This is a genomic window from Jeotgalicoccus nanhaiensis, assembly GCF_015235105.1.
GTDB lineage: Bacteria > Bacillota > Bacilli > Staphylococcales > Salinicoccaceae > Jeotgalicoccus > Jeotgalicoccus nanhaiensis.
Genome location: NZ_JADGLW010000002.1, coordinates 444,528 through 458,143, shown reverse-complemented (window position 1 = coordinate 458,143; position 13,616 = coordinate 444,528). Strand labels below are relative to the sequence as shown.

Below are 13,616 nucleotides of genomic sequence, written 5' to 3'. Positions count from 1 at the left end.
TATTAATAAGTATAATAATGAGCGCTATCAATGGGGACTAAATAAGATGACCCCGGCACAATACAGGGGTCATCTACTCACAGCGTAACGCTTTTATTAAATTGTCTATTTTATAGGTTATAGTTCATTCAATACTCCGAAGCGTTTAATTAAAAAATTTTCACCTCCAAAATGGAGGGAAAGTTCTGTTATAATATAAATATTAAACCATGTCCCGGTAGCTCAGCTGGATAGAGCAGCGCCCTCCTAAGGCGCAGGCCGCGGGTTCGACTCCCGCTTGGGACGTTAAAACATTTAGTTAAAATATCAGCTCTCATTCCAAGGTGGAATGGGAGCTTTTCTAATACTCGATAATAATTCTTAAAATTTTGTAAATTTCAAGAATTTTGTGAAAAAGTTTAGTATCCTAGGTAAGAATACACTTTTATGGAGGTCAAAAATGAAATATAAGAATCGTTTAATTGTACCGACACTCGTTTCAACGAGTCTGCTGGCATCAACAATGGTTGCTAATGCAGAAGAAGTAGATCAGGATGAGCAGTACCAGAATTCGAACACAGAAGAATACGCGGTAAGTGAAGAAGAGTCGGAAAGAGAGCTCGACTTTATTGAATCAGAAGAAGAGTCTGAAGATGAAGAATCGAATGAGAACAGTGAAGATAAAACGTCAGATGAAGCTGATGAAGAAAGTTCCGAATTAGAAGAGACAGCGGAAGCTGAAGAAGTTGCTGAAAATGAATTAGATGAAAGTAATATTGAAGAACAGGCTACTGAAGAACCTGCAGAAACACCGGTGGAAGAACCAGCAGAAGTAAACACTGTTGAAGAGGAAAATGCTGAGACAGCTGAAGAACAAGTTGAGGAAGCGGCTAAGCCTGCGGTATCTGAAGAAACTGTAGAGACTACTGCAGCGGAAGAAGTGGTTGAAGAAGACACTGCAGTTGAAACAGAAGCGGAACCAGACGCTGAACAAGAACAGGAAGTTGAACCTGAAGTATCAGCAGAGACTGAAGCTGCAGTGGCATCAGAAGAAGCAGAAACTGAAGAAACAGCCGAAAACATTCCGACTGAACCAGCGGAAGACCAAGTTCAAGAAACACAAGAATCTGAAGATGTTCAATCTGAAGAAACTGATGCAACTGAAGAAGCTGAACAACTATCAGAAATCGAAGCTGAACCAGCAACTGAAGAAGCAGCTGCTGAAGTTGACGAATCAGAAGAAGCACCTACATACAAATATAATTCTGATTCCCTAAAAGAAGAGCTTGAGAATTTATCTGCAGAGGGACAAGCTGCTTTCTTAGAAGAGAATGAGGATAATATCGAAGCGGACGAACAAATGTTAGCTGATTTAACTGAATCGCTTGCTTTAGAGAATGAAGAGTTAAATAGAGAGGAAGTCTACGCTGCAGCGAGCACCGTGAGCACCATGTCATTATCTGACGCAATTACTGACATCAACCAGTATATAGCTGACAATAATTTTGATGTGGCAGAGATTAAATATGATTATATTCCTAACCTGCCGAAATACGCATATCACTCCGATTATGGCTGGGAGCCTGAGAACGGTGAGGTCGGAAAGCCTAAGGGTGTCGTACTTCACGATGTTGGTAACGAGAACTCAACTATATACGGTGAAATTGAATATATGTCGCGTAACTGGGAGAACGCTTTTGTACATGCGTTTGTAGATGCGGATAATATTATTCAGGTGGCAGACACAGATTACCTGGCCTACGGTGCGGGTCCTGTTTCAAATGATATGCACATGCACGTTGAATTAATGCGTTACGATAATGCGCATGACTTTGCGAAGTCGATTAACAACTATGCAGACTATATTGCGAACCTCTTATACAAACACAAGTTGCCGGTAGTCAGTGCTGAGGAAACAGGCGAGGGGACCTTATATTCTCACGTTGCAGTTTCGAATCACTTAGGCGGAACAGCTTCACCTGACCCTTATGAATACTTTGCACGTTTTGACTATGAATATAATGACGTAATTAATCTGATCGGCCAGCGCTACAACGACATGTACAATAAACTTACTGCGCCTGAGATTTCTATGCCTGTTGAGGAAGGAAATACAGATTTAGTCGCTGAAGTTAATCCCAATAACCTCGGCTTATACGAAAGTGTGACTGATGTCAGAACTAAAAATGCTGACGATCTTTTAGGCCAGCAGTTCCGTGTAGTCAGAACGGCGACTTACAACTATGATGATTATTACCTTCTTGAAGACGAGAACGGCGTTTCCCTCGGCTGGATGTATGCTGGTGATTTAACGACATCAGATTATGTTCCGGAAGCTGAAGAAGATGAAAACCTCGAGGAGGAAAAACCTGCAGAAACTGAAACTCCAAAAGAACCGGCTGAATCAGAAGAAAGTATATCTGAAGAAAAAGAGGACACAGATAACAGCACGGATAACGAGTCAAATCAAAACGAAGAAGAATCAAATGAATTTTTAGAAGATGAGGAAGCTAACGATATTCCGGATGAAGATTCAGACAATGAATCCGTGAGCGATGATAACGAGACCGAAGAAGAATCAGCATCTGAAACTCCGGAAGCTTCAGATGACGATACTGAAGGCACGGACCAGCCTTCAAGAGACCATGAGGAATCAGCTGAACTTGAAGTTCAGGAAGAAAGAGAAGTTTTATCTTCTATAGAAGATGGAGCAACGGGGATCCGCGTAGTTAGTGAATCTGATGAACTGGACGGTAAGTCATTGGCTGTGACGGTCTTGAACCCGTCAAACGCAATTAATGCAGCACATGATTTATACGACATCCATGTTCTTGACGAGAATGGATTGCTGTACAATCTGCAAAACCCGGTGACAGTGTACCTGCCTGCGAATGGCTACGTGTCGAACGTTTACTACCTGGGTGATATCGGTGAAACGCTGGAAGCGGTGAACTACAGAACTGAAGACGGATACGCTGTTTTTAATGTAAACAGCTTCAGTCAGTACGCGGTAGTTTACGGTAATGACAACGAAGACAATACAGCATTGCCGGTACTTACAGGCGAGAATGATACTGGCGGAGAAGAAGGCACGGCTGACAAAGCGAACGAACACCAGACTGTTTACACTGAGCAGGATGTGGATTCAGCAGAAGAAACAGCCCCGGCTGCTTCGAATGATGTCAGCCAGGATGGCTCTGAAGAAGCTGAAGAAGCTGAAGAAGCAGAAATGCTGCCTGACACAGGAACACCGGCACAAAACACATCAATATTTGCTGCGATCTTAGCAGCACTTGGACTAGGCTTCCTGGTGAAAAGAAGAAAAACGACAGAAAAATAAATAATTAAATATAAGCCTCCAGACCGGTTGATGATGTGTGTATCAGATGCATCTCACTGCCGGTTTGAGAGGCTTCTTCTATATAAATGAGCCTTTGACGTCCTGGGAGGGATCCGAACCCCCGGCCGATGCCTTAGAAGCGAATAAATATAATTTTCTTTCTGAATATTGTTTTAAAAACTGAATAACGAATGCCGATTCTCATCTTCCCCTTGAATATTATCCGTGATTCGTCTACAATTACTTCTCGAGAGACAATCGAATAACTTTGGAGAATGTTGTTTATTCGTGTCAGACGTGTGCTGTACCGGTGATGATTTTACCGGCGGTACAATCAAGGGAGTGGAAAGTTCGTTTCCGCTCCTGTTTAACCATATAGACATCTTAAAACTCTCTAAATGATTTTAGAGAGTTTTTTAATTACCGGATAATAAAAAGATTCACCCTGCGAGGAGATTATACATGAGTAAATTTGATGAACAGATATTAGTAGTAAAACGCGACACATTATTTAATGGGGAAGCGCATGCTTTTAACGGCTTTATTTCTAAAGACGACAACCGCTACAAGGAAATCGTGAAGTCATTCGGCGATTTTGAAGTGAAGCGCCGCGGTGATATGGAAGAGGATCCAGGCTACAAGCAGCTGATCAGCTACTGCATTATTACCAACAGTGACGAAACGCTTGTCTACAAACGTCTTGAAGGCGGCGGCGAGGCGCGTCTCCACGGTCTTCTTTCGATCGGGGTCGGCGGCCATATGAATGATGTTGAGTCTGAAGAGAATATCAACGGCAAGCTCCGCGTTAACGCTGCACGCGAGCTTGAAGAGGAAGTCGGCTTAAGTGCTGACGACGTGAGAAATATTGAAATTCACGGCTTAATCAACGATGACGATAACGAAGTCGGCAAAGTTCACATCGGTCTCGTTTTAAAAATCGACGTTGAAAAAGATAAAATTATTAATAAAGAAGAGGACACCATTGCACTTGAATGGGTTAAAAACGATGTCCTCGAAACGATGTCTCCGTACGAATCGTGGAGTGAACTGATTATCCGTGATGCTTATGGACAATAAGGTTACGACGCACCACAGATTTATTAAGAAGTTCGAACGCGATCTGAAGGCTTATTTTGACGCTGGAGATGACGCGCGTTTCCTGTCAACGTTTTCTAAGTACACGAATCTCACAGAACCGTCAGAGCACGCTGAAGAGATGCTGTATGAAACACTGCTCCGGTCGAAACGTCCGGGGGAGCTCGTTGATTATTCTCTTGAACAGATGAACAACGGCGACGGCAATTACGAAACGCATATGGTATATATGCTGCAGGCGTTATCCGATATGGGCAATTACGAAGAGGTGCTGGAGTTTTCCGGCCACCTGCTCGAAGAGCCGATTCCTCAAGGTTTCCGCATCGATATTTTGTCCTTGAGACAAAATGCAGCCAACAAGCTCCGCGGAATGCTGAGCGACCAGGAACCGGTTATCTCTAAAGAGGAATTCGATAAATTCAACCTGTTTCAGCAGCTTGAATTTGTGGAAAAGATTACGGCAGCGCACGATATAACCTATACGAATCTCATAACAGAAGCTTTCAGCGAGGCAAATCGCAACGAGCTTAAGACTGCTATGCTTTTATATTTGCGAAGCGTACGTTCTAATGGTACGCTAACCATTGAGAAATGCGGTGTGAAGATGACAGTGCAGCCGGCAGAGCTCGGCAGTCTGGAAGAGTATTTTATCGTCAAGGATGTCCTGCCGAAGGTGCTGGATGAAGTTGAACAGTTCAACCCGTCCTTTACCGAGGCAGCGACAGAGCTCCTTATGGGGCACGCGATATACATGTATCCGGTGCAGCCTGATTTTACGGCTGAAGCGGCAGTGAAAGCTTACTGTGAACGTATTGAAGAAATGCTCGGCATGCCCGCGTCTTACGATGCGGACGCTACAGTCAAACACTGGCTTGGTGAAATCGAACGCGAGATCGCAGAGAATTCGCTGTAAATCAATCATTTGAATCAATATTTGTATGTGTTATAATATACAGGTTAATTGAAAAAACGACTTAATGGAGGAAAATGTATTATGTCTCAAACATGGGAAAAACAAGAAGGTAACGAAGGGATTTTAACAATTACAATTCCAGCTGAAGAATTAAACACTGCTTTAGATGAAGCATTTAAAAAAGTTTCTAAGGACATTAACATGCCTGGATTCAGAAAAGGTAAAGTACCCCGTCAAATGTTTGAAAAACGTTTCGGTGTAGAATCTCTTTACCAGGATGCATTAGACATTCTGTTACCTGAAAACTACGCGAAAGCTGTTGATGAAGCTGGTATTACACCGGTTGCTCAGCCTGACGTGGATGTTGAACAGATCGAAAAAGGTAAAGATGTTATTCTTAAAGCAACTGTTACAGTTGAGCCTGAAGTTAAACTTGGCGAATACAAAAACCTTGAAGGTGAAGAAATCGACACTGACGTGACTGACGAAGAAGTTGATCACCAGATCGATCACATCCTTACTGAGTACTCTGATTTAGTTGTTAAAGAAGAAGGCACTGTTGAAGAAGGCGACATCGCTACTATCGATTTCCACGGATTCGTTGACGGCGAAGCTTTCGAAGGCGGACACGCTCATGACTACGAAATTGAAGTCGGTTCAAACTCATTCATCCCGGGCTTTGAAGAGCAGATGGTCGGCATGGAAATAGGCGAAGAGAAAGACGTTAACGTGACTTTCCCTGAAGAGTACCACGCTGAAGAGTTAGCTGGTAAGGAAGCTGTATTCCAAGTTAAAGTGAACTCACTTAAGCAAAAAGAAACTCCGGAATTAACAGATGAGTTCGTATCAGAACTTGAAAACCGCGACGCTAAAACTGTCGACGAATTAAAAGCTGCACTTAAAGATGAAGTGAAAGCTCAAAAAGAAAACAACTACGAAGTAACATTAAAAGAAAGCCTTGTTGCTAAAGCAGCTGACAATGCTGACATCGATGTACCGGATGCAATGGTGGATACAGAAACTTCACGCATGCTGCAGGAGTTCGAACAGAACTTATCACAGCAGGGTCTGAACCTTGAACTTTACACACAGCTGTCAGGTCAGGACGAAAACGCCCTCCGCGAACAGATGAAAGAAGATGCTCTGAAACGCGTACGTACTAACTTAACGTTAAGACAAATCGCTGAAGAGGAAAACATCGAAGTGACTGACGAAGATGTAGATGCTGAAATTAACCGTTTAGCTGAACAATTCGGCATGCCTGCTGACGATGTGAAAAAAGCACTCGGCGATGCAACGATGATTAAAGAAGATGTTAAAATCCAAAAAGCTTTAAACGTATTGGTAGACAACCGTAAAAAAGCTGAGTAATCTATAAATTGAACCACATACATGAAAAGCTCTGCACGTCTAGTGTAGAGCTTTTCATCAATATGCAGCTCAATTGATTTAAGATAGATTTTCTAGTATATTTTATTGGAAGTATATAATGAGGTGTATATAAATGTTTAAATTTAACGAAGATGATACAGATTTAACCTGCTCTTTCTGCGGTAAAGATCAGGAACAGGTCAAAAAACTTATTGCCGGCAGCGGCGTGTACATTTGTAACGAATGTATCGAGCTCTGCTATGAAATTATAGAAGAAGAACTGAAGATGGATACGACTGCAGTTTTCGATTATATTCCGAAACCTCAGGAGATTTTAGAGTCTCTTGACGAGTATGTAATCGGCCAGCTGAATGCTAAACGCGCACTCAGCGTTGCTGTCTACAACCACTACAAACGCATTAACAATATGGGCGAAGATGAAGTTGAAATTGCGAAGAGCAACATCGCTTTAATCGGTCCGACAGGAAGCGGTAAAACACTGCTTGCACAAACACTTGCACGCTCATTAAACGTGCCGTTTGCAATTGCGGATGCGACGAGCCTGACTGAAGCGGGTTACGTCGGTGACGACGTTGAGAACATTCTGCTCCGTTTAATCCAGGCAGCGGACTTCGATGTTGAACGTGCGGAACAAGGTATTATTTATGTCGACGAAATCGATAAAATCGCGCGCAAGAGCGAAAACACTTCGATTACAAGAGACGTATCCGGTGAAGGTGTCCAGCAGGCCCTTCTTAAAATCTTAGAAGGTACAACAGCAAGCGTGCCGCCTCAAGGCGGACGCAAGCACCCGAACCAGGAGTCTATCCAGATCGATACGACGAATATCCTGTTTATTCTCGGCGGTGCCTTCGACGGTATGGAAGACATCATTAAACGCCGTCTCGGCGACAAGGTAATCGGCTTCGGCGGTGCAACTGAGGACTTCTCAGACAAAGATGCGCTGATGGCGAAAGTCCGTCCCGATGACCTTCAGAGTTACGGCCTGATTCCTGAATTTATCGGCCGTGTGCCGATTATCAGCTATCTTGAAGAACTCGATGTCGACGCCTTGAAATCTATTTTAACAGAGCCGAAAAACGCGCTTGTTAAACAGTATACGAGAATGATGGCAATCGACGACGTTGAACTGATCTTTGAAGAGGATTCACTCGATGCAATCAGTGAACTTGCTATTGAACGTAAGACAGGTGCCCGCGGACTGCGCTCTATTATTGAAGAACGCATGGTGGACATTATGTTTAAAGTTCCTTCAAATGACGATATTAAGAAAGTCGTTATTACACGGGAAACGATTATCGATGAAAAAGATCCGCTGATTTACGATGCAGAAGGCAACGAAATTAGAGCAGACCAGAAAAGTGCATAAATACTAGAGGCTGTCATTGCGACAGCCTTTTTTAAAGGAAGTGACAAGATGAAAATTAATCCAAGTAATGTAGATATTATAATTTCCGCAGTATCTAAAGAGCAGTACCCTGAAACAGGTCTGAAAGAGATTGCCTTAAGCGGACGCTCGAATGTCGGCAAGTCATCTTTTATAAATGCAATCTGCGGCAGAAAAGGTGTTGCACGGACATCTTCAAAACCGGGTAAAACGATTACGCTGAACTTTTATAATGCGGACAACAAGTTTGTCTTCGTCGATGTGCCGGGTTACGGGTATGCGAAACAGTCGAAATCAGAACGCGAAAAGTGGGGCGGCATGATTGAAGGCTATCTTAAAAACCGCGAAACTTTATCGTGTGTCGTGCAGCTGATCGATCTCCGCCATCCGCCGACAAATGATGATATCGCGATGTATGACTTCTTAAAATATTACGAGCTGCCGGTCATTATCGTGGCAACAAAATCGGATAAGATTGCCCGCGGCAAAATACAAAAGCATATCAGCGTGATTAAAAGAGAGCTTGAGATGGAGCCGGAAGACCAGATTTTTCCATTTTCATCTGTAGATAAAGTGAAATTGCCTGAAATTATGACAGCTTTACAAAAGTTTGTCTAGATTGCTTGATATCTATCTAATTTATAATTAGTATAAATAGGGAATAGGTAAACTCGCGCATTTTAAAAAATATGTGCGGATTAGTTTTGAGGGGGCATTATAGTGCATATTATTGCATTAAGTCTAAATTATAAAAATACCGGTGTGGAAGAGCGTGAGCAGGTTACCTTCCAGGACGATGAAGTCGTTGAAGCGCTGCACAAGCTGCGCGAGCAGAAGAGTATTTTGGAAGCGACATTGCTGTCGACGTGCAACCGCACGGAACTTTATGTCGTGAGTGATCAGGAACATACGGGGGCGTATTATTCCAGAAAATTTCTCGCGGACTGGTTCGACGTTGATTATGAAAAAATTAAGCAGCTGACGGATATGAAAGTGGCAGATGAGGCCGTGTCTCATCTCTTTAAAGTAACAGCAGGACTCGATTCTATGGTGCTCGGCGAAACGCAGATTCTCGGACAAATCAGAGACGCGTTTTTAACAGCCCAGGAAGAACATACGACAGGGACCATCTTTAATAAGCTGTTTAAAGAAGCGATCACTGTCGCGAAACGCGGTCATAACGAAACCGATATTTCGAAAAATGCAGTATCGATTTCTTATGCTGCGGTGGAACTTGCTAAACGCATCTTTGCGAACGTTAAAAAGAGCCGGGTGCTCGTTATCGGCGCAGGCGAAATGGCGGAAGAATCACTCTTGAATTTAACATCAAACGGCATCGAAGATGTTGTCGTCTTAAACCGCTCGCTGGAAAAAGCGGAAGAGCTTGCTGCACGCTTTAACGGCCGTGCAGAGAACCTGCACGCCCTGGAGTCTGAATTAAAAGAAGCGGATATCGTTATTTCAAGCACATCGTCACCGGATTATGTCATTAAAAAAGATATGATCGATGAGGTCAATAAAACAAGAGGCACTTCACCGCTGATTCTGATTGATATCGCGCTGCCGAGAGACATCGATCCTGCCATTGATTCGAGCGGCAATGTATATATGTACAATGTCGACGATCTGCAGGGCTTAGTCGATGCTAACCTCGCTTCACGCGAAGAAGAAGCAGAGAAGATTATGGCAATGATCGACGGCACGACAGCGGAATTCGAAGAGTGGCTGAACGTGCAGGGTGTCGTGCCTGTTATCCAGGCAATGCGCACGAAGTCACTTAACATTCACGACGAAACGCTGGATTCTCTAGAGCGCAAGCTGCCGGATATGTCCGACCGCGAACGCACGGTGATCTCAAAACATATGAAGAGTATTATTAACCAGATGCTGAGAGACCCGATTATCTTTACGAAAGAAATCGCCGGCGACAAAAAGCGCGATGAAAAGCTTGAAGATATTATGGCGATGTTCCACATCGAGGAAGAAGTCGAGGCTCAGCGCGAAGTTTCGAACTCCAAACAGAGAGAAAAACTGCAAGCAAGAAAAGAACAGCTTAACCTTAATTAGCAGGGTGGATATCTTATGGATATGATGTTCCGCATTCAAGAAATTATATTACTGTTATATTTTATCAGCCTTTCTGCACTGTCATATGATTTGTTTTTAAGAAATCGACAAGTCAGAAAGGTTTCTCTGTATGTGCTGACCCCTGCTGTTATACTGCACTTTTTGTCGGTAGTGCAGCTCGGGGTCCAGCTCGGCAGAATTCCGATTCTGACACTCGCTGAAAGTATCTTCAGCTTAAGCCTGATACTGATCATCGTTGGAATTATTCATTTTATAAGGACGAAGTCGGAATTTATACTGCTGTTTTACTTAATGATTACTATATTTTTAATGACGATTTATACATTTTCATCGCTGAACTTCAGCTCGACGGCGCTGACGCTTGAAATTGTCAACGAACTTTTAGTCGTTCATGTGGGCAGTGCGCTGCTCGCTTATGTCGTCTTCTTTATCGGCATGCTGAACGCCGTTATATACTTAATTCAGCGCCGGAATTTAAAAGAGAAAAAGTTCAATAGAAGTTTCTTTTCGCTGTTCAGTATCGGCACGGCGGAAAAAGTAATGCTCAGACTGACCTTTATCGGTGTGATTTTAATGAGTATAAGTATTATAATAGGAATCGTCTGGGGACTCCAGATTATCGGTCCTTCTGTTCTCTACGACCCGAAAGTTATCGGCACCGTGTGTGTTATTATTATGTACAGCATCATTTTAACAATGGTTAAATTTAAAGCCGATACGGCTAAGTTTGCCGTCTACAGCATCGCAATTTTTGTGCTGGTCATGCTGAATTATTTAATTCTTTCAGAAATATCCAATTTTCATTTCTGGTCACTTTAAGGAGAGTATAAAATATGAGAAAAATTATTGTTGGTTCACGCCGGAGCGGCCTTGCTTTAACGCAGTCGAAGCAGTTTATAAAGAAGCTTGAAGCGGCCTTCCCGGAAGCTGAAATTGAAATAAAAGAAATCGTTACTAAAGGCGACCGCATCGTCGATGTTCAATTATCTAAAGTCGGCGGCAAGGGGCTCTTTGTTAAAGAAATCGAAGAAGCACTGAAAAATAAAGAAATCGATATGGCAATCCACAGCCTGAAAGACGTACCGAGCGAACTGCCGGAAGGCTTTACTATTGCCTGTGTGCCTGAGCGCGAAGATATGCGCGATGCATTTTTATCGAATAACAAAGTCTTATTTAAAGACCTGCCGAAAGGGAGCATCGTCGGCACGTCAAGTCTCCGCCGCGGCGCCCAGCTGCTCTCTATGCGCGATGACATTACAGTCAACTGGGTCAGAGGGAATATCGACACGCGCATTAAGAAAATGGAAGCGGGCGAGTACGATGCGATTCTGCTTGCAGCTGCAGGACTTAAACGCATGGGCTGGAGCGACAGCGTCGTAACGGAATACTTTGATCCGGAAGAGTTCATTCCGGCTATTGCCCAGGGAGCACTCGGCATTGAAGTGCGCGAGGATGACAAAGAACTGATCGATATGCTGGCATCCGTGCACTCTGAAGAAGATGCAACGTGCACTACAGCGGAACGCACGTTCTTAAAACGCATGGACGGCAGCTGCCAGGTGCCAATCGGCGGTTATGCAACGCTTGAAGATGGAGAATTATATTTAACAGGCTTAATTATGTCTGAAGACGGCAACGAACGCTATGTCGTTAAAAAATCGCATGAAGATCCTGTAAAACTCGGTAACCTTGTGGCGGACGAAATGGAAAAAGTCGGTGCCAAAGAGATTATAGATATGATTAATGAGAATAATGCCGGCAAGTAAACCGGTGGTCTATGTCACCCAGTCAACCTTTGAGGAGGCGCCGGACGACGACTTAACTCTTGTCCATGCCCCGCTCATTACGACTGAAAGTCTGCCTTTTGATACTGACGTCCTGAAGACGCAGTATACCTGGCTCGTTATGACGAGTAAAAATACGGTGAAGCATTTTCTGCCGTATTTTAAAGAGGTGCAGGCGGATAAAATCTCGAGCATCGGCGTGAAGACGACGGAAGCTTTGAACATGCACGGCATCGATGTGGACTTTGAACCGTCGACGTATACGCAAGAAGGCTTTATCGAGGAATGCACGATTCATCCCGGCGATAAAATACTCTATCCCGCGAGCAGCCAAAAACGGCCGCTGATGCGCGATTATATGCGGGACAGAGGTGCTGACGTTACTGAAATCGAGCTGTATTACCCGAAAGTTCATGAAGGTTCAATTGAGAAAATCAGGGAAAATCTCGGCAGCATCGATTATTTAACCTTGTCATCACCGTCTGCAGTAGAAAGTCTTATGGGCAACTTTACTAAAGAGGAACTTAAAGATATTCATTTTATCGCCATCGGCCACGTGACCGAAAAGCGTTTAAATAAGTACGGCTTAATTGCTTCAAAACCGGAGCATGAAACACTCGGACATATGATTAATTTTATTAAGGAGAGTATTCAATAATGAATTTTGACAGACACCGCCGTTTAAGACAAAGCGGTTTTATGCGCGATATGGTGCGCGAAACGAAACTATCAAAAGATGATTTAATCTATCCGATTTTTGTCGTTGAAAAACCGGACGTAAAGCAGGAAGTGTCATCGATGAAAGGTGTATACCAGATTTCATTGAACCTGCTTAAAGAAGAGCTCGATGAAGTGGTGGCACTCGGCATTAAAAGCGTTATTTTCTTCGGTATTCCGAATGAAAAAGATGCAGAAGGCACAGGCGCCTACCACGATCACGGCATCGTCCAGGAAGCATGCCGGCTGTCGAAAGAACATTATCCGGAACTGCTCGTTATACTGGATACGTGCCTGTGTGAATATACAGACCACGGCCACTGCGGACTGATCGATCCCGTTACAGAAGATGTCGACAATGACGAGTCACTGCCGCTCCTTGTACAGACTGCGGTATCTCAGGCAAAAGCGGGCGCTGATATTATTGCACCAAGCAATATGATGGATGGTTTTGTCGCGGAAATCCGCCGTGGACTCGACCAGGCTGGTTTCTCTCATATTCCGATTATGAGCTACGGTATTAAATATGCATCTAAATTTTACGGTCCGTTCAGAGATGCTGCGGAATCGACACCATCCTTCGGCGACCGCCGCACTTACCAGATGGATCCGGCCAACCGTCTTGAAGCGCTCCGCGAATTAGAAAGCGATACGCTGGAAGGTGCGGATATGATGATCGTCAAGCCCGCGCTGTCGTATCTCGATATTATCCGAGATGTGCGCAACAATTCCAACTTGCCGATTATCGCCTATAACGTGAGCGGTGAGTATGCGATGACTCGCACTGCGATTGACCTCGGTCTCGTCGATGAAGAAGTGATCGCAGAACAGATGATTTCCATGAAGCGTGCAGGCGCAGATATGATTATTACTTATTTCGCAAAAGAGCTTGCGGAAAAAATTAATAAGGGAGAGATTTAG

The 13,616-nt window shown here is 43.7% G+C and carries 12 protein-coding genes and 1 tRNA gene; all 13 read left to right on the top strand.

Annotated features, from left to right (window positions below; all coding sequences use genetic code 11):
- Position 1 precedes the first annotated feature (1 nt).
- The 13 genes from IR135_RS11730 (at position 2) to hemB (ending at position 13,616) form a co-directional block, all read left to right on the top strand.
- A complete protein-coding gene (locus IR135_RS11730) occupies positions 2–88 on the top strand; it encodes an IS3 family transposase (protein WP_318272230.1) in 87 nt (28 codons plus the stop codon).
- 123 nt (positions 89–211) lie between these two features.
- Positions 212–285: transfer RNA gene (locus IR135_RS04515), tRNA-Arg, on the top strand.
- 154 nt (positions 286–439) lie between these two features.
- Complete coding sequence (locus IR135_RS04510) at positions 440–3,319, top strand: N-acetylmuramoyl-L-alanine amidase (protein WP_135097083.1); 2,880 nt, start codon at positions 440–442, stop codon at positions 3,317–3,319.
- 462 nt (positions 3,320–3,781) lie between these two features.
- The gene (locus tag IR135_RS04505; RefSeq protein ID WP_135097081.1) at positions 3,782–4,396 is read left to right on the top strand and encodes an NUDIX domain-containing protein; all 615 of its coding nucleotides are present in this window, start codon (positions 3,782–3,784) and stop codon (positions 4,394–4,396) included.
- Complete coding sequence (locus IR135_RS04500) at positions 4,377–5,327, top strand: hypothetical protein (RefSeq protein WP_135097079.1); 951 nt, start codon at positions 4,377–4,379, stop codon at positions 5,325–5,327. The genes IR135_RS04505 and IR135_RS04500 overlap by 20 nt, the downstream gene beginning before the upstream one ends.
- Before the next feature lie 81 nt (positions 5,328–5,408).
- The gene (gene tig, locus IR135_RS04495; protein ID WP_135097077.1) at positions 5,409–6,698 is read left to right on the top strand and encodes a trigger factor; all 1,290 of its coding nucleotides are present in this window, start codon (positions 5,409–5,411) and stop codon (positions 6,696–6,698) included.
- A 133-nt stretch (positions 6,699–6,831) separates the two neighbouring features.
- Positions 6,832–8,088, top strand: coding sequence for an ATP-dependent Clp protease ATP-binding subunit ClpX (gene clpX / locus IR135_RS04490; RefSeq protein ID WP_135097075.1), 1,257 nt, complete (start codon positions 6,832–6,834; stop codon positions 8,086–8,088).
- Positions 8,089–8,136: 48 nt separating this feature from the next.
- Positions 8,137–8,724 (top strand): ribosome biogenesis GTP-binding protein YihA/YsxC, encoded by a 588-nt coding sequence (gene yihA, locus IR135_RS04485; protein WP_115884192.1) that lies wholly within the window; start codon positions 8,137–8,139, stop codon positions 8,722–8,724.
- Positions 8,725–8,826: 102 nt separating this feature from the next.
- Positions 8,827–10,173 carry a glutamyl-tRNA reductase gene (hemA, locus tag IR135_RS04480; RefSeq protein WP_135097073.1) on the top strand — a complete coding sequence of 449 codons (1,347 nt, stop codon included), beginning with the start codon at positions 8,827–8,829 and terminating at the stop codon, positions 10,171–10,173.
- Positions 10,174–10,188: 15 nt separating this feature from the next.
- Complete coding sequence (gene ccsA / locus IR135_RS04475; RefSeq protein ID WP_135097072.1) at positions 10,189–11,013, top strand: cytochrome c biogenesis protein CcsA; 825 nt, start codon at positions 10,189–10,191, stop codon at positions 11,011–11,013.
- Positions 11,014–11,027: 14 nt separating this feature from the next.
- Positions 11,028–11,960, top strand: coding sequence for a hydroxymethylbilane synthase (hemC, locus tag IR135_RS04470; RefSeq protein WP_135097070.1), 933 nt, complete (start codon positions 11,028–11,030; stop codon positions 11,958–11,960).
- A complete protein-coding gene (locus IR135_RS04465; RefSeq protein WP_135097068.1) occupies positions 11,938–12,636 on the top strand; it encodes a uroporphyrinogen-III synthase in 699 nt (232 codons plus the stop codon). The genes hemC and IR135_RS04465 overlap by 23 nt, the downstream gene beginning before the upstream one ends.
- On the top strand, positions 12,636–13,616 hold the full coding sequence (gene hemB, locus IR135_RS04460) for a porphobilinogen synthase (protein ID WP_135097066.1): 981 nt from the start codon (positions 12,636–12,638) through the stop codon (positions 13,614–13,616). Before IR135_RS04465 ends, hemB begins: the two co-directional genes overlap by 1 nt.